The organism is Mesorhizobium sp. ESP7-2, assembly GCF_020164715.1.
Lineage (GTDB): Bacteria > Pseudomonadota > Alphaproteobacteria > Rhizobiales > Rhizobiaceae > Mesorhizobium.
Window position 1 is genome coordinate 127,967 of sequence record NZ_JAIUGQ010000003.1, and the last position, 24,896, is coordinate 152,862.

General features: G+C 62.4%; 25 protein-coding genes. 10 read left to right on the forward strand and 15 right to left on the reverse strand.

What is annotated here, in order from left to right:
* Positions 1 to 23 precede the first annotated feature (23 nt).
* From LB543_RS04680 to LB543_RS04690, 3 genes are all read left to right on the forward strand, one after another.
* Positions 24 to 830 carry a DUF72 domain-containing protein gene (locus LB543_RS04680; RefSeq protein WP_224613211.1) on the forward strand — a complete coding sequence of 269 codons (807 nt, stop codon included), beginning with the start codon at positions 24 to 26 and terminating at the stop codon, positions 828 to 830.
* Between the two features lie 161 nt (positions 831 to 991).
* Positions 992 to 1,252, forward strand: a complete 261-nt coding sequence (locus LB543_RS04685; protein ID WP_224613212.1) for a hypothetical protein — start codon at positions 992 to 994, stop codon at positions 1,250 to 1,252.
* A 117-nt stretch (positions 1,253 to 1,369) separates the two neighbouring features.
* Entirely contained in the window at positions 1,370 to 2,521 is a 1,152-nt protein-coding gene (locus LB543_RS04690; RefSeq protein ID WP_224613213.1) for a GGDEF domain-containing protein, read from the forward strand.
* A 48-nt stretch (positions 2,522 to 2,569) separates the two neighbouring features.
* Here the strand turns inward: LB543_RS04690 and LB543_RS04695 are convergent, their stop codons facing one another.
* From LB543_RS04695 to urtA, 6 genes are all read right to left on the reverse strand, one after another.
* Positions 2,570 to 2,746 carry a hypothetical protein gene (locus LB543_RS04695; RefSeq protein ID WP_084636783.1) on the reverse strand — a complete coding sequence of 59 codons (177 nt, stop codon included), beginning with the start codon at positions 2,744 to 2,746 and terminating at the stop codon, positions 2,570 to 2,572.
* Between the two features lie 262 nt (positions 2,747 to 3,008).
* Positions 3,009 to 3,704, reverse strand: coding sequence for an urea ABC transporter ATP-binding subunit UrtE (urtE, locus tag LB543_RS04700; RefSeq protein ID WP_140757535.1), 696 nt, complete (start codon positions 3,702 to 3,704; stop codon positions 3,009 to 3,011).
* A 69-nt stretch (positions 3,705 to 3,773) separates the two neighbouring features.
* The gene (gene urtD, locus LB543_RS04705) at positions 3,774 to 4,520 is read right to left on the reverse strand and encodes an urea ABC transporter ATP-binding protein UrtD (protein ID WP_140757536.1); all 747 of its coding nucleotides are present in this window, start codon (positions 4,518 to 4,520) and stop codon (positions 3,774 to 3,776) included.
* Between the two features lie 6 nt (positions 4,521 to 4,526).
* Positions 4,527 to 5,762: an urea ABC transporter permease subunit UrtC gene (gene urtC, locus LB543_RS04710; protein ID WP_224613214.1), complete on the reverse strand. Its 1,236-nt coding sequence runs from the start codon at positions 5,760 to 5,762 to the stop codon at positions 4,527 to 4,529.
* Positions 5,759 to 7,375 carry an urea ABC transporter permease subunit UrtB gene (gene urtB, locus LB543_RS04715; protein WP_224613215.1) on the reverse strand — a complete coding sequence of 539 codons (1,617 nt, stop codon included), beginning with the start codon at positions 7,373 to 7,375 and terminating at the stop codon, positions 5,759 to 5,761. Before urtB ends, urtC begins: the two co-directional genes overlap by 4 nt.
* A 118-nt stretch (positions 7,376 to 7,493) precedes the next feature.
* Positions 7,494 to 8,774, reverse strand: a complete 1,281-nt coding sequence (gene urtA, locus LB543_RS04720) for an urea ABC transporter substrate-binding protein (RefSeq protein ID WP_224590354.1) — start codon at positions 8,772 to 8,774, stop codon at positions 7,494 to 7,496.
* Positions 8,775 to 9,117: 343 nt separating this feature from the next.
* Here urtA and LB543_RS04725 point away from each other — a divergent pair, with 343 nt between their 5' ends.
* Positions 9,118 to 9,525, forward strand: a complete 408-nt coding sequence (locus tag LB543_RS04725; RefSeq protein ID WP_224613216.1) for a hypothetical protein — start codon at positions 9,118 to 9,120, stop codon at positions 9,523 to 9,525.
* Between the two features lie 169 nt (positions 9,526 to 9,694).
* Here LB543_RS04725 and LB543_RS04730 read toward each other — a convergent pair whose 3' ends face one another.
* From LB543_RS04730 to LB543_RS04740, 3 genes are all read right to left on the reverse strand, one after another.
* Positions 9,695 to 11,266: a GMC family oxidoreductase gene (locus tag LB543_RS04730; RefSeq protein WP_224613217.1), complete on the reverse strand. Its 1,572-nt coding sequence runs from the start codon at positions 11,264 to 11,266 to the stop codon at positions 9,695 to 9,697.
* A gap of 46 nt (positions 11,267 to 11,312) precedes the next feature.
* Positions 11,313 to 11,843: a gluconate 2-dehydrogenase subunit 3 family protein gene (locus LB543_RS04735; protein WP_224613218.1), complete on the reverse strand. Its 531-nt coding sequence runs from the start codon at positions 11,841 to 11,843 to the stop codon at positions 11,313 to 11,315.
* Positions 11,844 to 11,922: 79 nt separating this feature from the next.
* A complete protein-coding gene (locus tag LB543_RS04740; RefSeq protein ID WP_140757543.1) occupies positions 11,923 to 12,318 on the reverse strand; it encodes a VOC family protein in 396 nt (131 codons plus the stop codon).
* A 230-nt stretch (positions 12,319 to 12,548) separates the two neighbouring features.
* On the opposite strand from LB543_RS04740, the gene LB543_RS04745 reads away from it, so the two are divergent.
* On the forward strand, positions 12,549 to 12,848 hold the full coding sequence (locus LB543_RS04745) for a ribbon-helix-helix domain-containing protein (RefSeq protein WP_140701458.1): 300 nt from the start codon (positions 12,549 to 12,551) through the stop codon (positions 12,846 to 12,848).
* On the opposite strand, the gene LB543_RS04750 is transcribed toward LB543_RS04745, so the two are convergent.
* Both LB543_RS04750 and cckA read right to left on the reverse strand, forming a co-directional pair.
* On the reverse strand, positions 12,845 to 13,549 hold the full coding sequence (locus LB543_RS04750; RefSeq protein ID WP_224613219.1) for a purine-nucleoside phosphorylase: 705 nt from the start codon (positions 13,547 to 13,549) through the stop codon (positions 12,845 to 12,847). The two genes, LB543_RS04745 and LB543_RS04750, sit on opposite strands and share 4 nt — an antisense overlap.
* Before the next feature lie 86 nt (positions 13,550 to 13,635).
* Entirely contained in the window at positions 13,636 to 16,212 is a 2,577-nt protein-coding gene (gene cckA, locus LB543_RS04755) for a cell cycle histidine kinase CckA (RefSeq protein WP_224613220.1), read from the reverse strand.
* A gap of 329 nt (positions 16,213 to 16,541) precedes the next feature.
* Here cckA and LB543_RS04760 point away from each other — a divergent pair, with 329 nt between their 5' ends.
* Complete coding sequence (locus LB543_RS04760) at positions 16,542 to 17,288, forward strand: flagellar biosynthetic protein FliO (protein ID WP_224613221.1); 747 nt, start codon at positions 16,542 to 16,544, stop codon at positions 17,286 to 17,288.
* A 136-nt stretch (positions 17,289 to 17,424) separates the two neighbouring features.
* Here the strand turns inward: LB543_RS04760 and dksA are convergent, their stop codons facing one another.
* On the reverse strand, positions 17,425 to 17,841 hold the full coding sequence (dksA, locus tag LB543_RS04765; RefSeq protein WP_006202025.1) for an RNA polymerase-binding protein DksA: 417 nt from the start codon (positions 17,839 to 17,841) through the stop codon (positions 17,425 to 17,427).
* Positions 17,842 to 18,116: 275 nt separating this feature from the next.
* Between dksA and LB543_RS04770 the strand changes: the two genes are divergently transcribed.
* The 4 genes from LB543_RS04770 (at position 18,117) to LB543_RS04785 (ending at position 21,932) form a co-directional block, all read left to right on the forward strand.
* Complete coding sequence (locus LB543_RS04770; protein WP_224613222.1) at positions 18,117 to 18,620, forward strand: SixA phosphatase family protein; 504 nt, start codon at positions 18,117 to 18,119, stop codon at positions 18,618 to 18,620.
* Between the two features lie 76 nt (positions 18,621 to 18,696).
* The gene (locus tag LB543_RS04775; RefSeq protein ID WP_224613223.1) at positions 18,697 to 20,175 is read left to right on the forward strand and encodes a YcjX family protein; all 1,479 of its coding nucleotides are present in this window, start codon (positions 18,697 to 18,699) and stop codon (positions 20,173 to 20,175) included.
* Positions 20,172 to 21,257, forward strand: a complete 1,086-nt coding sequence (locus tag LB543_RS04780; protein WP_224613224.1) for a YcjF family protein — start codon at positions 20,172 to 20,174, stop codon at positions 21,255 to 21,257. The genes LB543_RS04775 and LB543_RS04780 overlap by 4 nt, the downstream gene beginning before the upstream one ends.
* A 123-nt stretch (positions 21,258 to 21,380) precedes the next feature.
* Entirely contained in the window at positions 21,381 to 21,932 is a 552-nt protein-coding gene (locus tag LB543_RS04785; RefSeq protein WP_140757550.1) for a hypothetical protein, read from the forward strand.
* A gap of 126 nt (positions 21,933 to 22,058) precedes the next feature.
* Here LB543_RS04785 and LB543_RS04790 read toward each other — a convergent pair whose 3' ends face one another.
* The 3 genes from LB543_RS04790 to LB543_RS04800 all read right to left on the reverse strand — a co-directional run bounded on the left by LB543_RS04790 (position 22,059) and on the right by LB543_RS04800 (position 24,761).
* Positions 22,059 to 22,325, reverse strand: a complete 267-nt coding sequence (locus LB543_RS04790) for a hypothetical protein (RefSeq protein ID WP_140808596.1) — start codon at positions 22,323 to 22,325, stop codon at positions 22,059 to 22,061.
* Positions 22,326 to 22,503: 178 nt separating this feature from the next.
* The gene (locus LB543_RS04795) at positions 22,504 to 23,712 is read right to left on the reverse strand and encodes an MFS transporter (RefSeq protein WP_224613225.1); all 1,209 of its coding nucleotides are present in this window, start codon (positions 23,710 to 23,712) and stop codon (positions 22,504 to 22,506) included.
* A gap of 59 nt (positions 23,713 to 23,771) precedes the next feature.
* On the reverse strand, positions 23,772 to 24,761 hold the full coding sequence (locus LB543_RS04800; protein WP_224613337.1) for an AraC family transcriptional regulator: 990 nt from the start codon (positions 24,759 to 24,761) through the stop codon (positions 23,772 to 23,774).
* Between the last annotated feature and the right edge of the window lie 135 nt (positions 24,762 to 24,896).

Sequence of the window (24,896 nt, forward strand, 5' to 3'; positions counted from 1 at the left end):
TTGAGAAATCTGGGAGGACGACAATGAGCACATCGGGAACAATCCGCGCCGGCATGGGCGGCTGGACCTTCGAGCCTTGGGACACGTCCTTCTATCCCGAAAAACTGTCGAAGGCGAAGCAACTGCAATATGCCACCCGGCAGGTGCCGAGCATCGAGGTCAACGGCACCTATTATTCGAGCTTCAAGGAGCCGACCTTCGTCAAATGGGCCAACGAGGCGCCGGACGGTTTCGTCTATTCGCTGAAAGGCAACCGCTTCGTCACCAACAGGCGCGTGCTGGGCGAAGCCGGCGAATCGATGATGCGTTTCCTGGGTTCCGGCGTTGCAGCACTCGGCGACAAGCTCGGGCCGATCCTGTGGCAGTTCGCGCCGACCAAGAAGTTCGATCCCGACGATTTCGAAGCGTTTCTGAAGCTGCTGCCGGAAAGGCAGGACGGCGTCGCGCTGCGCCACGCGCTCGAAGTCCGCAACGACAGCTTTATCGTGCCGGAATTCGCCGCGCTTGCCCGAAAATACAAGGCGGCGATCGTCAATGCCGACCATGCCAAATATCCTGACATCGCCGATATCACCGGCGATTTCGTCTATGCGCGGCTGCAGACCGGTAGCGACGACAATCCTGATTGCTACACGCCAAAGGGCCTCGACGAATGGGCAGCGCGCGCAAAAATCTGGGCGGAAGGCAAGCAGCCGGCCGATCTGCGGCGCGCCGACCCCGCCACCGACGCCCCGGTCCTGCCGCGCGACGTGTTCGTCTACTTCATCACCGAGGGCAAGGTGCGCGCGCCCTTCGGGGCGATGGCGCTGATGAGGCGTGTGGCCGATTAAGCCGATTAAAGTGGCAAGCTTGCGCCGCGGCCATGTCTTTTGTCGCGACTTCGAGGTCGGGTGTTGGTGCGTGTTCGGAACCTGCGGGGCATCTTGACCGTTTTGCCTATCTCGCCGAGAGCTGGTTTCCACGGCGGCCGGGTGGGCAAAAGCGAGGAGAGATGGCTATCATCCTCATCGGAGCGTTGCTGACTATAGCCGGCCTTGTGTACATGGCGGTTGCAGCCCTGAGGCGCGGCCAGTTGAGCGGCGGCTCGGTGGCTGTGGGCTCGGATCAACCGAAGCCAAACCTGGCAATGACGGGTCCGACGCTTGAGCCACCCCGGCGTGGCCTTCGCTTCCTGGGCCTCTCGCAACATTGGCCGGGTTTGCTGATGATGGCGGTCGGCATCATCATGCTGTTGTCGGTGGCAATTCTCTGACACAGAGAAATCCTGGCGTTCTCGGGCCATCGTAACCTTATCGACACTTCCTTGCCGCATGAATGCGCCGACGCCAAGCCGCAGAGATGGGACCGCCGCCGGCAGGGAAAGAGGGGCATGTCGCTCGACTACACTTCGCTTCTGCTTGCCGTCGGGTTTTCCGCCGCTTGCCTCAGCCTGACATTGTTTGGCATGTGGCTGACCGCTCGCTCGGAAAAATTCCTGCTGACATGGGCGATCAGTCTGGTGTTCGTGGTCGGCGATATCTTCATCTATGACGCCTATATCGAGATGCCGGGACGCCTGCTCGGCATCGCCACCTCGGCGTTCCTGCTGATCGGCTTTTCGGCCATGTTGGGTGCTGCCTATCAGTTCCGAACCGGCGGCTCGCCATTGCCACGGGCGCTGTGGGGTTGCGTTTCCTTGGCGATAGCGTTGCCTCCCATGGGTTTGGGCTATGATGGCCTCGGCTTCATGTTCGAGAACATGTTCGCCGCCTTGCTCCTGTTTGCCACGGCGTTCGAATATTGGAGAGGCCGCGATGAGGCACCCGCCCTGACGATCGGCATCATCGCGCTCTATTCGGCCACGGCCACGTCCTTCGCGCTCTGCGCCATGGTTCTTGCCTGGGATGGCGAACTGGTGCTCGGACACGCACCAAGCAACTGGGCCGAGGAGCTAAGCCTCATCGTGGTTATCGCCAGCATGACGGGTATTGGCGCGCTTTCGCTTGCCCTCAACCAGGGGCGTCTGGCGCGGCACCACCACCGCAACGCCCTGACGGATTCCTTGACCGGCCTGCTCAACCGGCGCGCTCTGTTCGAGATGCACGGCGACGTCCCGGTCGGCGCCTTTACCGCGGTGGTCGTCTTCGACCTCGACAATTTCAAAGCCATCAACGACGAATTCGGCCACGCGGCGGGCGATGAAGTGCTGAAGGTGTTCGCCAGGGAACTCGCTGGCAATCTTCGCCAGACCGACGTCGCCGCGCGCATGGGCGGCGAAGAATTCGCACTGGTACTGAAGCGCACGCTGCCGGAAACGGTCGAGGAATCGGCAGAGCGCATCCGGGCCGTGTTCGCGACGCGGCAGATAGAAACCGAAAACGGCTCGCTGAGCTGCACGGTTAGCGCCGGTTTTGCGTTTGGCAGCAAGGAAGGGCTCAGCTTCGACAAGGTGCTCAACGCCGCCGACAAGGCGCTCTACGACGCCAAGCGAGGCGGTCGCAACCGCGTCGTGACCGCCTCTCCCTTCCGGCGCGCGAGCTGATCACGCGTACATGCCGAGCCTGTGATTGTTGGATAGCGGAGGCCGCCCTTAGGCCGCCATGACGATTTCATTGAAGGCATCGAGGTCGACATAGAAGACCTTGGTGATCTCCTCGATCAGATCGTCGTAGTCGCAGCCCTGTGACCTCAAGATATTGATGGCGGCGATGATGTCGACGCGTTCGGTAAGCCGCCGCTTCTGGTAGTCCTCGACGTAACGTTCCATGGCTGTCCCTTAGCCTGTGTGCCCAAACGCGTTTGAACGACAATCAGATCGGGAAGCTAGGAAGCCTTGCTTGCGTGGAACTTGCAGAACCTTCGCCGCGCCTCGATCTGCTATAACCAGACTGATACGGAAACGGCCGACTCACAAAGCCTGGAAAAGACTAGCATGCGATATTGCATGTGCCAGAGACGCAGATGATGGACGGAAGAAATATTGGACTTGCCAAGAACCTGAAATCTTCAAATGAAGTTCAGTGCCGATTCTAGACCGTGAGGAATTTGCGAACATCAGCCCGGTCTAAATCTTCCGCCGGGCCGGTGTGGACGATCTGGCCGCGATCCATGATGTTGACCTCGTCGGCGAGTTCGCGGCAGAAGTCGAGATACTGTTCGACCAGCAGCACGGCGATGCCGGCCTGGTCGCGCAGATAGCGTATGGCGCGGCCGATATCCTTGATGACAGAGGGCTGGATGCCTTCGGTCGGCTCATCGAGCACCAGCAGCTTCGGCCGCATTACCAGCGCCCTGCCGATGGCCAACTGCTGCTGTTGACCGCCGGAAAGATCGCCGCCACGGCGGCCAAGCATCTGCCTCAGCACCGGAAACAGCTCGAATACGTGCGCCGGCACGTTGCGGTCGGCGCGCCTCAAGGGGGCGAAGCCGGATTCGAGGTTTTCCCGCACGCTGAGCAGCGGAAAGATCTCCCTGCCCTGCGGCACGAATGCGATGCCCGACCGGGCGCGGTCATACGCCGCGCTCCGGTCGAGCGCCTTCCCCTCGAAGGCAACGCTTCCGCTCGTCAGCCGGTGGTGGCCGACGATCGATCTCATCAAACTGGTCTTGCCGACGCCGTTGCGGCCGAGCACGCAGGTGATCTTGCCCGCACCCGCCTTCAGCGACACGCCACGCAGCGCCTGGGCGGCGCCATAGTGGAGCGTGGCATTGGAAACTTCGAGCATGTCAGCGCCTTCTCCAGAACCGGAGGAACGACATGTCGAAGTGATGGAATTGCACCCGCCAGATCATGCTCATCTCCCCAGATAGACTTCGACGACGCGCTCGTCGGCCGAGACGAAATCGAGCGTCCCTTCGGAGAGCACCGAACCTTCATGCAGGCAGGTGACCTTCACGCCGAGTTCGCGCACGAAGTGCATGTCGTGCTCGACGACAATGACCGAATGGTCGTGGGCGATATCCCTGAGCAGCCGCGCGGTTTCCTCGGTCTCGGCATCGGTCATGCCGGCAACCGGCTCATCGACCAGAAGCAGCTTCGGGTCCTGCGCCAGCAGCATACCGATCTCGAGCCATTGTTTCTGGCCGTGGCTGAGATTGGCGGCGAGCTCGCGGCGCTTGTCACCCAACCGGATGATGCCGAGGATGTCATCGATCCGCCGAGCCTCGGCGGCCGATTGGCGGTGGAACAGCGCCGGGAAGATCGAACGCGGCCCCTTTAGCGCCAGCATCAGGTTGTCTTCAACGCTGTGGCTTTCGAAGACGGTGGGCTTCTGGAATTTGCGACCGATGCCCATCATGGCGATCTCGGCCTCGTCATGCCTGGTGAGGTCCACCTGGCCGTCGAAGAATACTTCGCCTTCGTCGGGCCGTGTCTTGCCGGTGACGATGTCCATCATTGTCGTCTTGCCGGCGCCGTTGGGACCGATGATGGCGCGCATCTCGCCCTTGTCGAGCACCAGCGACAGATTGTTGATGGCACGAAAGCCGTCGAAGGAGACCGAGACGCCGTCGAGATAGAGGATGGTGTTGGATTTGCTCATGGCCGCTTACTCCGCCGCCTGCGGTTCGGGGGCGGACCAGGACCATTCGCCCGGATTTCTCGCCGGCGAACGAACCGGCTTCGAGGTCGCGGACACGATCCCAACCTCGGTGCCGGCTTCTTCAGCGGCGGAGGCCGCGCGCAACGCCCTGGCATTGCCGCGCCAGCTGTCCCACATGCCGATGATGCCCTTCGGCAAGAGCAAGGTGACGGCGACGAACAGGCCGCCCAGCGCAAACAACCAGAATTCCGGCAGCACGCCGGTGAACCAGGATTTGCCGGCATTGACCAGCAACGCGCCGATGATCGGTCCGACAATGGTGCCCCGCCCGCCGACCGCCGCCCAGATCACCACCTCGATGGAGTTGGACGGCTCGAACTCGCCGGGATTGATGATGCCAACCTGCGGCACGTAGAGCGCGCCGGCAATACCGGCCATGACGGCCGAAACGGTGAAGGCAAACAGCTTCACGTTCTCCGCCCGCCAGCCGAGGAAGCGCGTGCGGCTCTCGGCGTCGCGCACGGCCATCAGCAGCTTGCCGTATTTGGAGCCGATGATCGCCCAGGTGATGAAGACGGCGAGTGCGAGCATGATGGCGCTGGCGGCGAACAGTGCCGAACGGGTCGCATCGGCTTGCACGTTGAAGCCCAGAATATCCTTGAAATCGGTGAGCCCGTTGTTGCCGCCGAAACCCATGTCGTTGCGGAAGAAGGCAAGCAGCAGCGCATAGGTCATCGCCTGGGTGATGATCGAGAGATAGACGCCGGTGACACGGCTGCGGAAAGCGAACCAGCCGAAGATGAAGGCAAGCAGGCCGGGCACTGCCAGCACCATGAGGCCGGCGAACCAGAAATGGTCGAAGCCGGTCCAGAACCAGGGCAATTCCTTGTAGTTCAGGAACACCATGAAATCGGGCAGGATCGGGTTGCCGTAGACGCCGCGCGAGCCGATCTGGCGCATCAGATACATTCCCATCGCATAGCCGCCGAGCGCGAAAAACGCGCCGTGGCCGAGCGAGAGGATGCCGCAATACCCCCAAACCAGGTCGAGCGAGAGCGCCAGCAGCGCATAGCAGAGATATTTGCCGGTCAGCGCCACGATGTAGGACGGCACGTAGAAGGCGCTGGTCGGCGAAACGGCCAGGTTGAGCAGCGGCACGATGACGGCCACCGCCAGCAGGACGAAAATGGTGATGGCGATGCGGCGGTCAGCGCCCGCGGCGAAGAAGCGTCCTGACATCATGCTTCCACCGCCCTGCCCTTGAGCGCGAACAGGCCGCGCGGGCGCTTCTGGATGAACAGGATGATCAGCACCAGCACGACGATCTTGCCGAGCACGGCGCCGGCATAGGGCTCGAGAACCTTGTTGACGATGCCCAGCGAAAAGGCGCCGACCAACGTGCCCCAGAGATTGCCGACACCGCCGAAGACGACGACCATGAAGCTGTCGATGATGTAGCCGCGGCCGAGATTGGGCGAGACATTGTCGATCTGGCTGAGCGCGACGCCGGCAATGCCGGCAATTCCCGATCCTAGCGCGAAAGTCAGCGCGTCGACCCATGGCGTCCTGATGCCCATCGAGGCGGCCATGCGCCGGTTGGCGGTGACGGCGCGCATCTGCAAACCCCAGGGCGTGCGCTTCATCACGTAGAGCAACATGCCGAACACCGTGAGCGCGAACACCAGAATCCACAGACGGTTCCAGGTGATGGCCAGTTGTCCGATGTCGAATGAGCCGGACATCCAGGACGGATTGCCGACCTCCTGGTTGGTCGGTCCGAAGATCGAGCGCACCGCCTGCTGCAGGATAAGCGAGACGCCCCAGGTCGCCAGCAGCGTCTCCAGCGGCCGGCCGTAGAGGAAGCGGATCACACCGCGTTCTATGATGAGACCGACGAACGCCGCAACCAGGAAGGCAAGCGGCAGCGCAATCACCAGCGACCAGTCGAACAATGCGGGAAAGGATGTCCGGATCACCTGCTGGACGACGAAGGTCGTGTAGGCGCCAAGCATCACCATCTCGCCATGTGCCATGTTGATGACGCCCATGACGCCGAACGTGATGGCAAGACCGATCGCGGCCAGCAGCAAGACCGACCCCAGCGAAATCCCGTACCAGATGTTCTGGCCGGCATCCCACAGGGCCAGCGTCGAATTGATACTGGCGATCGCAGCCGTCGCCGCGTCCTTGACGGTGCCGGACGCACTGGCTTCGACCGAGGTAAGCACCGAAACCGCATCGCGGTCGCCACGCGCACCGATCAAGGCGACTGCGGCGAGTTTGTCGGCCTCAGGCCTATCGGAAACAAGCACCGAGGCCGCACGAGCCTGTTCTAGAAGGGCCTTGACGCTGGCCACGGTCTCGCTGGCGATCGCCGTGTCGAGCGGCCCGATATTTGCGGCATCGGGCGTCTTGAACATGGTGTCGGCCGCGGCCAACCGAACAGCCGGATCCTTGGCGCCAAGCGTCAACGTGCCCAGTGCGTCGCGGATGACGCGGCGCAGCGTGTTGTTGACCTTGATCTTGGCAACGTCGTCCTTGGCAGCCTCGCCCGATGCATCGCTGCTCAGCGGGTCGAAAAGCTGGACGCTTTCGGCGGTTTCCTTGCCGACGAAGACCAGGGAATCGGTCTTGCGGACATAGAGGTTGCCGTCGGCGAGTGCCGAGAGCGGGCGTTCGACGGTCGGATCGCCGGTAGCCGCCAGTTCATGGACGACAGCTCCGGTCTCCGAAAAACCCTTGGCCGTCGCGAATTTGGCCAAGATGGCGCGCAGATCGGCTTCGCCTGCCCCCGACGACGACAGCGTCGCCAGCAGGAACAACAGCGTCAGGCCAATCGTGCGGATCAAGGTCATCGGCTTCCGTGAACCCTTGGAGGCTTGAAATGGGGCGTCCGGACGATGGAGGAAACCGTCCGGACGCGCGCGGTCTTGGGCATGGGCCCGAAGGCCCAGCCCGGTAGACCTGGGAGGATCAGTTCGTTCCCTTGCCGCCGCACTTGCCGGTGGCAACATTGAAGTTGCCGCAGGACAGAGGCTTGCGCCAATCGGAGATCAGGTCCTTGGAGTCGGGCAGGTAATCCGACCATTCGTCGCCCATCACCAGGCCCGGCGTGCGCGAAACCGTTTCGAACTGGCCGTCGGCCTGGATTTCGCCGATCAGCACCGGCTTGGTGATGTGATGGTTCGGCATCATCGTCGAGTAGCCGCCGGTCAGGTTCGGCACAGAAACGCCGACCATGGCGTCGATGACTTTGTCCGGATCGGTGGTGCCGGCCTTCTCGACCGCCTTCACCCACATGTTGAAGCCGATATAGTGGGCTTCCATCGGGTCGTTTGTGGTGCGCTTGTCGTTCTTGATGAACTTGTGCCAGTCGGCGATGAACTTCTTGTTCTCCGGCGTATCGACACTCTCGAAGTAGTTCCAGGCGGCGAGATGGCCGACCAGGGGCGCGGTGTCGAGACCGGCAAGCTCTTCCTCGCCGACAGAAAAGGCCATGACCGGGATGTCCTCGGCCTTGATGCCCTGGTTGCCGAGTTCCTTGTAGAACGGCACGTTGGCATCGCCATTGACGGTCGACACGACGGCGGTCTTCTTGCCGGCCGAGCCGAATTTCTTGATCGCCGAGACTTCGGTCTGCCAGTCGGAGAAGCCGAACGGCGTATAGTTGACCATGATGTCTTCAGCCGCGACGCCCTTGGCTTTCAGATAGGCTTCGAGGATCTTGTTGGTGGTGCGTGGATAGACGTAGTCGGTGCCTTCGAGCACCCAGCGCTTCACCGAACCGCCATCCTCGCTCATCAGGTAGTCGACCGCCGGAATGGCCTGCTGGTTCGGCGCGGCGCCCGTGTAGAATACGTTGCGCTCGCTCTCCTCGCCTTCATACTGGACGGGGTAGAACAGGATGTTGTCGAGTTCCGAGAACACCGGCAGCACCGACTTGCGCGACACCGAGGTCCAGCAGCCGAACACCGCCGCGACCTTGTCCTTCGAGATCAGCTCGCGCGCCTTTTCGGCGAACAGCGGCCAGTTGGAAGCCGGATCGACGACGACAGCTTCGAGCTTCTTGCCGAGCAGCCCGCCCTTGGCGTTCTGCTCGTCGATGAGCATCAGCATGGCGTCCTTGAGCGTCGTCTCCGAAATCGCCATCGTGCCCGACAGCGAATGGAGAATGCCGACCTTGATGGTGTCGTCGGCAGCCCTGGCCGGAGCGGACATCACCAGACCGGCGGCAACCACGCTCGCCGAGAACATTTTTGTTATTGTCGAGAAATTACCCCTCATTGCGGAAGACTCCCAAGCTGGTTGATTGCACCGCAACACTACGATGCAACCCCCATGCCAACCGCTGTGGGTATGCCGAAAATGGGAAAATAATCGAACTTTGTCAGTTAGTTATTATATTAGACTGAACAAAATAAAGAGAGCCGGTTAAGAATTGGCTGAGGGAATTTTGCGCAGCACACAGGCATTTGCCTAAATTTTGCCCAAATTGATCAAGTGCCTAGTTTTTGATCTCGACAGACAGATCGCAGACAGCGGATGTTGCGGCACGGAACGGAAATAGGGCAAGCTCGCGTTTCAACCGAGCAACGTCATGGCATCCCTGATTTCCCGCACTTTTATTGGCACAGTGCTTCTGGCGGCGGCAACCGGGGCGGCGCGGGCCGATTTCAGCGACGGCAAGATGCCCGACGGCACCTATCACTGCGAAGTCTACCTGCTCGGCATGTTCCTCAATCTCGGCGACATCACCATCAAGGGAAACGTCTATACAGGCCCCGTCACCTTCGGTACCGTCCAACAGGCTTACAATTACCAGATGGACGCAAACGGTGTGATCTCCTGGCTGGGCCCACTCGGTGGCTACACCACTGGCGGCAACGCGCTCTCGATGACCCAGGCAACGCTGGACGGCCAGAGCCCGCCCTCCTTCGACATCATCATGAAGCAGCCCGATGGTGCCTTCACCGCCTCGACCTGCACCCGGGGAGGCGATCAGTAGGTCTTCTCTTGCAACGGCACCGCCTCGGTGCGATCTGCAACCCTGCCCGTTTTATCACGTCATTTGGATGTTGCCGCAAAGACCGCCGGCCGGTCGGATGCCCGAGGCCGCGAACAACAAAAAAGGCGCGGAACCCGGTCAGGTTCCGCGCCAGCAGGCAGTCGGGAGGTTAGATGGTTTTCGCCGACATCTGCGCGGCGATGTAATCGGCCTGGCGGATCGCCAGCGACACGATTGTGAGGGTCGGATTCTCGGCGGCACCCGTGGTGAACTGGCTGCCGTCCGACACGAACAGGTTCTTGATGTCGTGCGTCTGGCCATGCTTGTTGACGACGCCGTCGGCCGCCTTCTCGCTCATCCGGTTTGTGCCGAGATTGTGGGTCGAGGGATAGGGTGGCGTCGGGAAGGTGCGCGTGGCGCCGACCGCATCGTAAAGCGCCGAGGCCTGCTTGTAGGCATGGTTGCGCATCGCCGTGTCGTTGGGATGATCGTCGAAATGCACATCGGCGATCGGCATACCGTGCTCGTCCTTCTCGTCGGCATGCAGTGTGATGCGGTTCTCTTCGCGCGGCATGTCCTCGCCGACGATCCACAGGCCGGCCATGTGGTCGTAGTGGTCGAGTGCGGTGGTGAACGACCTGCCCCAGCTGCCTGGGTCGAGGAAGGCAGCCATGAACGGCAGGCCGAGCGAAAGCGTCTCGAACTCGTAACCGCCGACGAACCCTCGCGATGGATCATGGCGAGCCTCGTCGCGGATGATACCGGCCATGGTGGTGCCGCGATACATGTGCACCGGCTTGTCGAAGATCGCATAGACCGATCCCGTCGTATGCCGCATGTAGTTCTTGCCTACCTGCCCCGACGAATTGGCAAGTCCGTGCGGGAACTTGGCCGATTGCGAATTGAGCAGCAGGCGTGGGCTCTCGATGGAGTTGCCGGCGACGGCGACGATGCGGGCCTTCTGCTCCTGCAGCTTGCCGTCCTTGTCCGCATAGACGACGCCGGTGACCTTTCCCGAGGCGTCATGGTTGATCTTGATCGCCATGGCGTTCGGCCGGACTTCGAGATGGCCTGTCGCCTCGCCCTTGGGGATTTCGGTATAGAGCGTCGACCATTTGGCGCCCCATTTGCAGCCTTGGAAGCAGAAGCCGGTCTGCTGGCAGGAATTGCGGTCGTCGCGTTCGACCGAATTGATCGCCATGTTGCCGGTATGGCACTCCTTGTAGCCGAGTTTGTCGGCGCCGGCCTTCAGCACCTTGAAATTGTTGTTGCCCGGCAGCCGCGGCCAGTCATTGGTGCCGGTGACGCCCATCTTGGCCTCCGCCTTGGCGTAGTAGGGTTCCATTTCGGCGAGCGTCACCGGCCAATCCAGAAGATTGGCGCCTTCGAGCTTGCCGTAGGTCGACAGCGTCTTGAACTCATGCTCCTGGAAGCGCAGCGAAGCGCCCGCCCAGTGCGTGGTCGAGCCGCCGACCGATTTGACGATCCAGGCCGGCAGATTGGGAAAATCCTTGGCCACGCGCCAGTCGCCGGAGGTGGTGCGCTTGTCCTTCCAGGCGAGTTGGGCGAACGAATCCCACTCGTCGTTGATGAAGTCCTCATATTCATGGCGGGCGCCGGCCTCGAGGATGACGACGTCGATGCCCTTCTGCGCCAGTTCGTTGCCGAGCGTGCCGCCGCCGGCGCCGGAGCCGATGATGACGACCACGCCATCGTTTTTCAGGTCAAATGCTGCTGCCATGGTTTCCTCCCATGAAATCAATTGAATGCGGTTGAGCAAAGTGAGGTCAGAGCCATTCGATGTCGCTGAAACCGCGCGCGATATAGCCGCCTTTGGAGTAGGATTCGCCCTCGTAGCCGAAGATCGGCCAGACCTCCTTCTGGTTATAGAGGCTGACGACGAGGCCGCCGCGCACCGCCTGAAAGAAGGGCGTGCTCTCGATATCCCGAAGCAGCGCCACACGCTGCTCTTCCCAGCCGAGCCCGCGATAACCGCCCTCGCCGGCTCTCTTGTCGAGATCGGCGATGCCGTTTTCGATCAGCTCCTTGTGAGCCGGGTCCTTGGCGGCCATCTCGTCATGGCCCTTGACCGCAACGGCATAGCATTTGTCGGGAACCTGATCATGCGGATAGACGTCGCGCGCCATCTGGATCAGCGTCGCCATGGTTTCAGGCTTCAGCGCCGATGTCTCCAGCCCCCAGGCGTGTTCTGGGCTGATAACGGCACTCCCGGCAATGACGAGCAGCGCGCCGATACCACTGCGTTTCAAGAGTTCGCGACGTGAAAGTCCGGGCTTTCCGTCATAGATCGTGACCATGTATTCCTCCCTGCTTGCTATTTGCACTCCGTAGGAGCGCCGTTGCTGGCTGCGCCCTGCCGGTGCGCTGTGATGTCCCTTATTGGAAGCGCCCTCCGCGCTGCAGGACCTCGATCTTGTAGCCGTCGGGATCCTCGATGAAGAAGAAGCGGGCGATGAGCGCACCGTCGCGGTTGAATTCGACGATCTTCTTCGGATTGAGGCCGAGAGCGCCGAGCCGGTCGTGCTCGCTGTCGAGATCGGCGACCGAGACCGCCAGGTGGCCATGGCCGTCGCCCAGCACATAGGGCTCCTGCCGCCCCTTGTTGACGGTCAGTTCGACCTCGAAAGGTGCATCGGCATTGCTGAGGTAGACCAGCGTGAAGGTTTCGAAATCCAACCGTTCGGCGACCTCCAGGCCGAATGCCTTGGTGTAGAAATCGATGGAGCGGGCATCGTCGAGAACCCGGATCATGGTGTGGATTGCCTTCGCCAAATCAGACTCCGCAGCTTCGTGCTTTCGAGGGTGATTATGCGCGCCTGCGAAGAAAGGTGGTGGCAGCCGATTACCACGCATGAGATTGGAAAAACGGATATGTCCCCATCCTAAGGACGAAAGTCTGCTTGCCGTTGACGACCGTCCGGTCGATGATGAAACCGCAGGCAGTGTTCAAAAGGCACCGACCGCCCGTCGGTGCCCAAGACCAACAAAAACGGGAGGTAACGATGTGCAGAGTCTTTGCCGCACAGGATCCGGAAGGCTATCGCCAGATCAACCGGTCGATCCGCATCGACGGACATTCGACCAGCATCCAGCTCGAGGCCACGTTCTGGGCCTTGCTTGACGAAATCGCGGAAAGTCAGAACCTGACGACGCCGAAGTTCATCTCGAAACTCTACGACGAAGCGATCGAGATCAACGGCGAAATCCCGAACTTCGCGTCGATGCTGCGCACCACTTGCGCACTCTATCTGCGCGGCCACCGGCCATCCATGGAGGAGGTGCTGAAGCGCGAGGCCGCCTAGCGCCCTGCCGTGGCAATTTCGAGCGCCAGGCGGCTCATGTCGGTGAAAAGTTCCTGGCGTTCGGAATAGTCGGTCGGTTCGCCGGTGACCAGATCGTCGACGACGGTCAGCAGCGACAATGCCCTCGCGCCGAAATGCGCCGAGATGCGATAGAGAGCGCTGGTTTCCATGTCTACGGCCAGCGCTCCGAGCGCCCTTGCGTCGGCATAGCGGACGCGTGCTTCAGGATGGTAGAATACGTCGGTGCAGGCTGTCAGGCCGGCGTGGTGATCGATGCCGAGTTCGGCTGCCTTGACCAATGCGCAAGCGAGCAGCGCTGGATCCGGGCCGACATCAGCATCGTAAAGGCCAAAGACGCGACCGCTCTCGGTGTTTTCAGGCCGCGCCGATTGCGAGATCACAAGGCTGCGCAGCTTTGCCTCGGCGCTCAGGCTACCGCAGGTGCCAGTGCGGATCAGTGTTCGGGCGCCATAATACTCAAGCAATTCATGCGCATAGATCAAGAACACGCCGATTCCCGTCGTCTGAATGCTGACAGGCTTGCCGCGAAACGAACCGGTAAAACCAAGCGCACCGCGTCGGCGATTGACGCAACGCGGCGCGTCCAATGCCTGCGCCATCCACTCCGCGCGCTGCGGGTCGCCCGGCAACAATACCGTGTCGGCGTAGTCGCCTTTGCCTGCCTCGATGTGTGGCGTCAACAGCTGCTCCCCCGAGCCCGCCTGCCGTATTGCCAATAATCATGGCGTTGTTACGGCGTTGTGCAAGGGCGCAGCATCAGAAATACCTAAGCTTCAAGCACATCCTTCACGATCGTGGCCAGTTGCTTGAGCGAGAACGGCTTTGGCAGGAAGCCGAAATGCGCCTCCGCCGGCAGGTTCCTGGCGAACGCGTCCTCGGCATAGCCGGAGACGAAGACGAACTTGATGTCCGGCTGACGTTTGCGCAATTCACCGAGCAGCGTCGGCCCGTCCATTTCCGGCATCACCACGTCGGAAACGACGATATCGACCTTGCCGCCGAGCGCTTCGAACACTTCCAGCGCCTCGACGCCCGAGGACGCCTCGTGAACGGTGTAGCCGCGCGAGGTCAGCGCCCGCATGCCGCCCATGCGCACCGCGTCCTCGTCCTCGACCAGCAGCACCGTGGCCGACCCGGACAGGTCCTTGGCATTGTCGACCGGTTTGACCGGTGCCGCGGCCGGCGCTTCGCCGGGTTCGGCTGCTTTTTTCGCTTCAGCGACGTGACGCGGCAGGAAGATGCGGAAGGTCGATCCCTTGCTGAGTTCGGAATCACAGAAAATGAAACCGCCGGTCTGCTTGATGATGCCGTAGACCATGGACAGGCCAAGGCCCGTGCCCTTGCCGACCTCCTTGGTGGTGAAGAACGGCTCGAAGATCTTCTTCAGCACGTCGGGCGCGATGCCACTGCCGGTATCCTCGACTTCGACCACCACATAGTCGGCCGCGGTGAGTTCGCGATAGGGAAAGGTCTTGCACTCCTCGGCGGTCACGTTGCGGGTGCGCACCGTAAGATCGCCGCCGGCCGGCATCGCGTCGCGCGCGTTGACCGCCAGGTTGACCACCACTTGCTCGAACTGGCCGATATCGACCTTGACCGGCCACAGGTCGCGGCCATGGTCGATCTTGAGCTTGATGTCGTTGCCAACGAGGCGGGCAAGCAGCATCCTGAGATCGGCGAGCACGTCGGTGAGGTTCAGCACTTCCGGCCGCAGCGTCTGCTTGCGCGAGAAGGCCAGCAACTGTCTCACCAGGGAGGCCGCGCGATTGGCATTCTGCTTGATGTTCATGATGTCCGGGAAGGACGGATCCGACGGCCGGTGATTGGTCAAAAGCAGGTCGGATGCCATGATGATGGCGGTCAGCACATTGTTGAAGTCGTGCGCGATGCCACCGGCGAGCTGGCCGACGGCCTGCATCTTCTGGCTTTGCGCCATCTGCCCTTCGAGCGCCTTCTGCTCGGTCGTCTCGACAGCGTAGACGATGGCCGATTCCTCGGCTCCTTCGCCGCCCGTGCCGTCGGCGACGGCGTTGACGTAGAAACGGATATGCCGCTCTTCATTGCCGGGCAGAACGGTGTCGATCGGATCGATATCGGCCTGCCGCTGCCGGGCTTTCTCGAACGCGGCGGCAAAGGCCGGCCGGTCGCGGTCATGGATTACCGTGTCGAGCCGCACACGGCGATCCACGGCATCGCGGTCGACGACCGAGGAAAACAGCGACAGGAATGGTGCGTTGGTGCGCAGGATGCGCCCGCCGGCATCGACGCCGGCGATCGCCATCGGTGTCGAATTGAAGAAGCGGGTGAAGCGCACTTCCGAAGCCCGCAGATCGGCCGAGGCATCCTCGCCTTGCGTGCGGTTGAGCACGATGGTGCGCGTCGGCCCGCCGACACCTTCGCGGCTGGCGGACACGCGATGCATGAAGCGTACTGGCAGCGCCTCGCCGGTCATCGTCGTCAAGTCGAGATCGATGACCGCATTGCGCGTCGTTCCGGGGTCCGCCTTGACGGAGCGCACAAGCGCCATGCCGTCGCCGGCAACGATATCGGGCAAGGTGACGGCTCCGGGCGTGAAGCTGGCAAGGTCGATGCCCAGCCATCCGGCGAGCGTGGCGTTGATGTAGGTGACGCGGCCGTCCTGGTCCGCCGAAAAGAAACCGGCCGGTGCGTGGTCGAGGTGATCGATGGCTTTCTGCAGGTCGAGGAAGAAACGCTCCTGCTCGGCCCGCTCCTGCGAAATATCGGCGAGCTGCCATGCCAGCATCGGCAAGCGCTGGCCCGGAACGCTGAATGTGCGTGCGCGTGCCCGGTACCAGCGGGCGCCCGGTTCGGCGCCGGGCCGGATCGATTGCGCGAGCCGGAACTCGCCATCGCCCGGCTGCCCGTCACGCAATCCCGACGCCAGCCGATAGATGGTCACCGAGGCCTCGGGGACATCCGAGAGCAATCCTTCGACCGTCTTCAGGTCGGCAGCCGAGGCGGCTCCGGTCATATCGGCATAGGCTCGGTTGGCGTAGATGACGCGGCCCTTGGTGTCTGTGACCAGCAGGCCTTGCGACATCGAATCGACGAAAGCCTTGGACAGTTCGTCACCCGTCGAGCGCGGTGTGATCTGCACAAAGCCGATCGCGGTCGCGAACAGGAAGCCGACGCCGATCATCGCCAGCACGCCGAGCATGCCAAGCAGGAAGGGATCGCCGAGGCGCTCGCGGAAAAGGCCGAAGACGACGGCCGCGCCCGTCAGGACGACGATGAAGATGACAAGCCGGGTGACCGCGCCCGGTCGCGTATTCTGGTCGACGATCGGTACCGGATAGAAATCGGCGCGCGCTTCCTTGGCCATATGCCCCCTGCTCGTGAAATCCGAGTTTCCGACACCCGCCCCTAATGCATATCGCCCAAAAGTGACTTCGGTTTTGGGAAAACGACATGCATGAAAAACAAGGACCTGAAGCGCGTCGCATGAATCCGTTTCAGCGCGACGCGCTTTAGCCGGTTGAATCACATTCTCCTAGTCCGGAAAAGGCCCGGGCGGCAAATGTCGGATAAAAATGATGTCGGCCGGCCTTCGAGTGTTTCAAGCCTGTTCACGATGCGTGAAAGGCAACTTGCCGTAGCCAGTCGCAACGGTCTAGTGTCGCGTCACTTTCCAAAACCGATCAGGGGAAACCAATGCAGTGGCTGGATAGCGTGGCGGGTCCCGGTTATGCGGCGGCACTCCTGTGGACTTTCGCGGCGCTGATCCTGCTGGTCATCGTTCTCATCATCGTCAGGCTCGTGCGCAACCTGACCTTCGGCACGTTTGTCGCCGGCGGCCGCAACCGCAAGACGCGGCTCGCTGTCATGGACGCCACCGCCGTCGACAGCCATCGCCGACTGGTGCTGGTGCGACGCGACGACATCGAACATCTGCTTCTGATCGGGGGCCCGACCGACGTCGTTGTCGAACGCGACATCCGCCTCGCCGCGCCGCGCCGTCCGGCGTTGACCGGAGATGGCGGCCTGCAGCCCGTCCCGGCGGCCGCGGCCCCGGCCGCGAAGCCGCGGCCGCCGCAGCCCGCTCCCGCGCCTCCCCGACAAGCACCCGCACCGCAGCCGGTGGCAGGGCCCGCCCGCCAGCGTCCGGCTGCGCCACCACCGGCGCCCACGCCCGCGCCGAAACCAGCGACGCAAAACTACCAGTCGACCAATGTCACGCCGCTGCCTGCCTATGGCTCCGCCAACACCAATGGCGCCAGGCAAGCGCCACCGCCGCCGAGGCAGGACAGCATCGACGACACGCTGATGAAGGAGCTCGAGGTTTCGCTGGACCAGCCCCGGTCCGGCGCCTCGACAGGCAAACCGGCGGCCAAGGCGCCGCCGTCGCTCGACGATGAAATGACCAGGCTTTTGGGCGAACTCTCGAGCCAGAAGAGATGATTTTGCACCTGGACCGCCCGCCAATGAATTGAACTGGTCGACGTTCAAGCGCGCTTGGCCTGTTGAAGTGCGCGGCGACATCGAACAAAAATGGCCGGAAAACCGGCCATTTGGAAATCAATGCGGAGGCGATCTATCAGTCGTCGCGATAGACTTTTTCACGGCGCTCGTGCCGCTCCTGCGCTTCGATCGACAAGGTAGCGATCGGGCGCGCGTCGAGCCGCTTCAACGCGATCGGCTCACCGGTCTCCTCGCAATAGCCATAAGTGCCTTCGTCGATGCGCTGCAGCGCCGAATCGATCTTTGAGATGAGCTTCCGCTGACGGTCGCGGGCCCTGAGCTCGATGGCGCGGTCGGTTTCCGAAGAGGCGCGGTCGGCGAGGTCGGGATGGTTGGCGTTTTCCTGCTGCAGGATTTCGAGGGTTTCGCGCGCTTCGCGCAAGATGTCATTTTTCCAGGTGACGAGCTTCAGGCGGAAGTAGGATTTCTGCCGTTCGTTCATGAACGGCTCGTCTTCGGAGGGTACGTAATCGGCGGTAACGATGTCGTTCATTCGACTCACCCAACTGCCCCAAATTTGGCGCCTATATATTCGTCGCCTGACGCCTGTACAAGCGCAATCAGCGGCTGTCTCACGCAATTGTTAAAGTGCGTCCGCCGCCTTCTCCGGAGGGGGATGGGTCTGTTTTGATGGCGAAAGTAGGACGATCTTCACCGCTCGCCCCGCAAGTGATTCGCCGCACTGAAGAGCGCGCACCATTGTGCGTGAAGCTTTTCTCGTGGCTAATCGCGGCGGGACATCGGCTCTCGGGCGTCATTGGAGGTTGGGTGAGCAGGCTTTATCTGTTGCGACACGCCAAGGCCGGCTGGGCCTTGCCGGGCATGCGTGATTTCGATCGTCCACTCGACGCATCCGGCCGCGCCGATGCCGAAAAGATGGGGACCGCGATGCGATCCCGTTCCTATGTGCCGGACCTGACGCTGTGCTCCAATGCCAAACGCGCCAAGGAAACGCTCGAGGGGCTGGCCAGCCAGACAGACACGGGCAAGGTGCTGTTTTTCGACTCGCTCTACAGCGACGACGCGGCCGGCTATCTCCGCCTCGTCCGGGATCATGGCGGATCCGGCTCATTGCTGGTCATAGGCCACAACCCGATGACGGAGGATCTCGCCATGGCGGTTTCGGGCGATGGTGGCGAGACGGCGCGGGCAATGCTCAATCATGGCTTTCCGACCTCGGGCCTCGCGGTCGTCCGTTTCCCCGGCAACCTGGCGAAAGCGGCCCAGGGAGCGGGCTATCTCGAAGCGTTCCTGACACCGGTCGATCTCTGATGCCGATTTCCGGCGCCATTTCAAAGCCGGGTTCCAGCGCCTATATCGAGCGGACGCAAGTCCGAGAGATCATATTTTGGCATCATCGCTGACCACCTTCACCGACGAGGCAAGAATTGCCCTCGACACATTGTCGGGACGTGCCACCGGACTTTTTTCTCCATCGCTGCGTTTGGGTGTCACGGGTCTCTCCCGCGCCGGCAAGACCGTCTTCATTTCGGCCTTCGTCCACAATCTGATCCACGGCGGACGCCTGCCGCTGTTCGAGGCGCAGAAATCGGGGCGTATCGCGCGCGCCTTCCTCGAACAGCAGCCCGACGACGCCGTGCCGCGTTTTCAGTACGAGGACCACATCGCCGCTTTGGTCAACGATCGCGTCTGGCCGGACTCGACCCGCGCCATTTCGGAGCTGCGGCTGACGATCGAATATGAATCGGCCTCCGGCTGGAGCCGCATGTTCTCGTCAGGCAAACTGTCGGTCGACATCGTCGACTACCCCGGCGAATGGCTGCTCGACCTGCCGCTGCTCGGCAAATCCTTCGCCGATTTTTCGCGCGAGGCCCTCGAAATGGCCACGCTGCCGGTGCGCGAGGACCTTTCGCGGGACTGGCGAGCGATCTTGGAGGAAATCGACCCGAATGCCGACGCCAACGAAATGACGGCACGCCAGCTGGCTGAAAGCTTCGCCGCCTACCTCAAGGCATGCAAGCTGGACGAGCGGGCGCTTTCCACCTTGCCGCCCGGACGTTTCCTGATGCCCGGCGACCTCGAAGGCTCGCCCGCGCTGACCTTCGCGCCGCTGGCAGGCCTCGGCGACAGGCGCGCGCGCAACGGTTCCCTGTACGCCATGATGGAACGACGCTACGAGGCCTACAAGACACATGTCGTCAAACCGTTCTTCCGCGAGCATATCACGCGTCTGGACCGCCAGATCGTGCTCATCGACGCCATGCAGGCGCTGAACGCCGGGCCTGGTGCCATGGCCGACCTGGAGCGCGCCGTCACCGAGATCCTGAGCTGTTTCCGTCCCGGCCGGGGCAGCTTCCTCACCGACCTTTTCTCCCGGCGTATCGACCGCATCCTGGTTGCAGCGACCAAGGCCGATCATCTGCATCACGAGAGCCATGACCGGTTGCAGGCGATCGTGCGGCGCCTTGCCGACCGCGCCGTGGCGCGGGCGAATTTCACTGGTGCCGATGTCGACGTGGTCGCCATGGCGGCGATGCGCGCGACCCGCGAGGGCACCGTAAAGCAGGGCCGCGAAACGTTGCCTGTAATCATCGGCACGCCGATAGCCGGCGAGAAGATCAATGGCGAAACATTCGACGGAAGAACGGAAACAGCTATATTCCCTGGTGATTTACCGGAAAGTATTGATGCTGTTTTCGACCTTTCGGGGCCGGACCACAGGCAGGACTCCACGGACCCGGCAATCCGCTTCGTCCGGTTCCGCCCGCCGAAACTCGAACGCACGGCCGAAGGTGTCACGCTGTCGCTGCCGCACATCAGGCTCGACCGCGCCTTGCAGTTCCTGATCGGAGACCATCTGGCATGACCGCGCCCCGCAAACCGGCGGCATTCCGTATCGAGCCGGAAGCCGCGCCGAAACAAAACGCGCCACAAGCACGCCAGGCCGAACTGTCGCGCAGACCGCGCCCGATGAAGGCCGAAGTGGCGATGGTCATCCCGGCGGAGGTCGATGTCTTCGACGAACCGGACATGATTGCCGCCGAGCCGCCGCCGTCGATCGCCCCCAGAAAGCGCTCGGTTCTCGGCAGCATCTTCTTCGGCGCCGCCGGCGTGCTGGTTTCGCTGGCTGTCGGCCTGTGGACCGACCAGCTGATACGCGATCTCTTTGCCCGCGCCGAATGGCTGGGCTGGCTGGCCGCCGGCATGGCGGCGATTGCGCTGCTGGCGCTTCTGGTGATCCTGATACGCGAATTCCTGGCGATCGCCCGCCTCGCCGAGGTCGAAAAGCTGCAGAAGCGCGCGCTCGATGCCACCGCGCGCGACGATCCGAAGGCAGCACGCGCGGTGGTCGACGAACTGTCGGCCTTTGTCGCGGCCAAGCCCGAGACCGCGGCCGGCCGGCGCGCGCTGGCCGAATTGCGCGGCGAGATCATCGACGGCGCCAATCTGGTGCGCCTGGCGGAAGCGGAAATCCTCGGTCCCCTCGATGTCAGGGCCAAGGTGATGATCCTCGAGGCCGCCAAGCGCGTCTCTCTGGTGACGGCGGTCAGCCCGCGCGCGCTCGTCGATGTCGCCTATGTCGTCTTCGAGGCCGGGCGCCTCATCCGCCGGCTGTCGGAACTCTATGGCGGACGGCCCGGAACGCTGGGTTTCTTCCGCCTGGCGCGTAGCGTGCTGGCGCATCTGGCGGTCACCGGTTCGATCGCCGTCGGCGACAGTTTTGTCCAGCAGATCGTCGGCCATGGCCTGGCGGCGCGCCTTTCGGCCAAGCTCGGAGAGGGCGTCGTCAACGGCATGATGACGGCGCGCATCGGCATCGCGGCGATGGAAACGGTGCGCCCCCTGCCCTTCAGCGCCGCCAGGCGCCCGGGACTGGGCGACTTCCTCGCCGCACTGACATCGTTCGCGACCAAGAAAGACGCCGAAACAGCCGGTCCCGGCAAATAGCGTCCGGCTCTTTGGGACGGTGCTCGGATTGCGGTTTCGAAGGCTCCCGGTGACGAAGCATTAACCAATCTTCTTCATGGTCAAACCGGTTTCAAACAGCCTCGTTGTTGCCGGGTGTCGTCGATGAAAAGCGTAATTCTGTCCAGCATCCTGCCCCTGGTGGTGGCGATCACAGCGGTCGCCGGTATTGCCTCCGGGGCTTGCGCCGGAGAGCCGGACAAGCAGTTTTTCCAGTCAGCCGAAGGCAAATGGGTCGGCCCCGGCGAAATCGTCGCCGGCAAGTACAAGGGTACGAAATTCAATTGCAGCTTCACCGGCTCCACGCCCGACGGCAAGATGGGCATGACGCTTGACGGCGGTTGCCGGGTCGGCGTGTTCACCCAGCCGATGTCGGCCAGGATCGAGCGCAAGGGCCGCGACTACAAGGGCTCCTTCATGGGTGGCTCGGCCGGCGCCGGGCTCGATATCATCGGCGGCAACGTCGTCGACGCCCGCAAGGTGGTCTTCACCATCAATCGCAACCAGCTGCGCGGCGTCATGCAGGCACGCATTCCCGACGACAATTCGATGACGGTGACGGTCGCCGTGCGCGTTCAGGACCAGTTGGTGCCGGTCATCGGTATGAGCCTGAAGCGGGTCGATGCCGTCGAAGTCGGCTCCATCGCGCCGAACTGAGCACACCCCGCCTCTATTTCTTTACGAAATTCCGGACACTTTTCTTGGAATTGCTCGAAATACCCCCACAAAGCAAAGAGGCGGCAACCCATCGCCACCGCCTCCTTTGAGCAGACGAACCGGGCGTCAGCCCTTGATCGCGGCGGTCACCTCGTCATACGCCTTGCAGGCGTCGGCCAGGGTCGTGGAGCCCTGATACTTGGTCGTCACCGCCTGGACCTTGGCGGTCAGGTCAGCCGCCTTGGTCGGATCCTTGGTGATCGCCTCCTGCAGCGCGGCGGCCATGTCCTGCGCCTTCTTGGTCGCCATCTCGGTCGTGCATTCCGGCGCCTTCGAACAGGCCGAACCGGCAAGCACCGCCAGCCCGACGGCGACGAGCAAAAACTTCTTCATGTCAGTCATCTCCTCAAAAGGGTGCGACTTGATCGCCGCTCACCCCCAATGGCCGAAGCCGAGCGTGCTTAGCCTTCGACTGTGGCAAGATGCAACGCGTTACCGACGTCAACTTGTGTAAGCGCCTGCAACATCGCCAACGGCCGGATTCAGGCTGCTGCGTCGGCGGCGGCAAAGTTCAGCTGCGCGGTTGTAGCAGCGCCAAGACGGCCGTCGATGCGGCAAGGACGGCAGTCGCAGTCAAAGGCGCTGTCGGGCCGTAAGTGTCCACAACATAGCCGCCGACAACCGCGCCGATGGTGATGGCGACCTGAAAGGACGCGACCATCAGGCTCCCCGCTGCTTCCAGCGCGTCCGGCGCCGCGCGAGACAGATTTGTCGGCAGCACCACCGGCGCCATGCCGAAGGCGAAACCCCATAGCGTGGCGAAGCCAAAGGCAACGCCGATGTGCACGCCCCAAAGCACCAATGCCAGCGCCGCGAACGCCATCAATGCGGCCGTAACCACGAGAGCCACGTGGATATTGGCGTCGGCCATGCGGCCACCGGCAATATTGCCGATCACAGCCGCGATGCCGAATCCGAGCAACGCCAGGGCAATTGGCCCGGTCGCAAGGAGCGTCACGTGTTCGAGAAACGGACGCACATAGACCGAGCCGGCAAAATGCCCCGTCATCAGCAAAAGGATAGCAAGCATACCGAGTTGAATGCCACGCCGCCGTGTCAGCCGAAGGACGTCTGCAAGACTATTGCTTGCCGTTGCAGGCAAGGTCGGCAGGCTGAGTAACTGCAGCAGCATGGCAAGCAAGGCCAATCCCGCCGTCATGGCCATGGCGCTGCGCCAACCCAGCCAGTCGCTGATCAACGCGCCCATCGACGGTGCGGCAATTGTTGCGAGCGAGACGCCGAGGGTGACGATAGCCATGCCCCGCCCCGTCGCATTGGCGCCAACCAGCCTCGCCACGACGGCTACCGAAAGTGCCCAGAAAGCGCTGAGAGCGATCCCCAGCCCGGCCCGGCCCAACAATAACAGCCAGAAATTGGGCGCCAGCGCCGCAAGAATGTTGGAACCGACCGCCAAGGCCATGAGGCCGACAAGCACCGTCTTGCGGTTCAATCGGCCGATGAGGACATTGCTCAACATGGCCGTCACGGCGCCTACGGAAGCGGTGGCGGTGACCACCTGCCCGGCCGTCCCCTCGCTGATGCCGAGATCGCGCGCCATCGGCGTCAACAGACCTGCCGGCAGGAATTCGGCGGACACCAGCGCAAAGCTGGTGGCCGCCAACGAAAGGACCGCGAACCATGTGGTTGCGCTCCACTTGGCCGGCGCGGCCGCATCAAGGTCTATCGCCGCGTCTTCAAGCTGTAATGTTGTGTCAGTCACGGAAGGATCTCCAAAGTTTGGAGATCTTCATAAACGAGTCTTTCCGGATGATATGTCTCTTAAAATCCGAAATTCATGTCTATTCGTCCGGGAATTGTGCGACGCACAACGCCCGGCGAGACATTGGTGATGCGCTTGAAGGCGCGAGCGAAGGACGCCTCGGAATCATAGCCCAGGCGGGTGGCAACCTCGGCCACTGACAAGCCGTTTTGCCCCAACAACTCGCGGGCAAGCTGCATGCGCAGACGGGCTAGATAGCGTGCCGCGCCTTCTCCCAACACGGCACTGAAGCGCTCCGCGAAAATCGAGCGAGATTGGCCTGCCAGGCCGGCGAGGCTTTCGAGCGTCCAGTTATGGCCGGGGTCTCTGTGCATGGCTGCCAGAGCGCGGCCAATATGGGGGTCGCGGATGGCCGCGAGCCAACCGGAGGTCGAAGCCCCCGTGCAATTGACCCAGCAACGAATGAGCCGGGCTGTCAGCAAGTCCGCCATCCGAGACAAGATGGTGGCGCTGCCCATCTGCGGTTGCGCGGCTTCCGCGGTCATAGCCGCCAGTAAAGGACCAACGACCGGGTCATTGCCGGCCACGTCGCAACCCTTGATGATGGGCGGCATCAACGTAATCAACGGGTTTAGCGCACAGGCACCCAAGGCCATCGAGCCGCAGAAAAGGGTGCTTGTCGCGCCCGTGCCTTCCCGCACCACTTCGCAGACGTTGCCCCCCAACTTGGTCACCTGGCAACCCTCGAGCGAGTCGCCCACGACGTCCGGCGCACTCGCCAGCCGATGGGCGATACCTTGCGGCAGCAGCACCAGATCGCCATCGCGCAACTCCTGCCAGCCTTGCGCTTCGGTATGAATCCAGCATGGACCCAGACCAACAAAGTGAAAACGAAGCAGCGATTGTTGCGGAAATTCTATGCTCCAAGGATGTCGGAGCTCGCAGCGGCCATAATTGACTCCACTCAAGCGAAAGTCCTGTAGAACTTCGCTGAGCGCATCCATCGGGATGTGAGGCGGGGGACCCGGCCGGGACGAATGGTCAGTCATCCCGCCGATATAGATACCAAACGTCCGGCAGGCAAGCGGAGACCGCTGTTCCACCAGGGGAATCGCTTCAACGGCACCCCCTGCCTGTCCTGGCAGGCTCCCCGCCCTTGCCTCCCGCTCCAACTGCATGCAAGG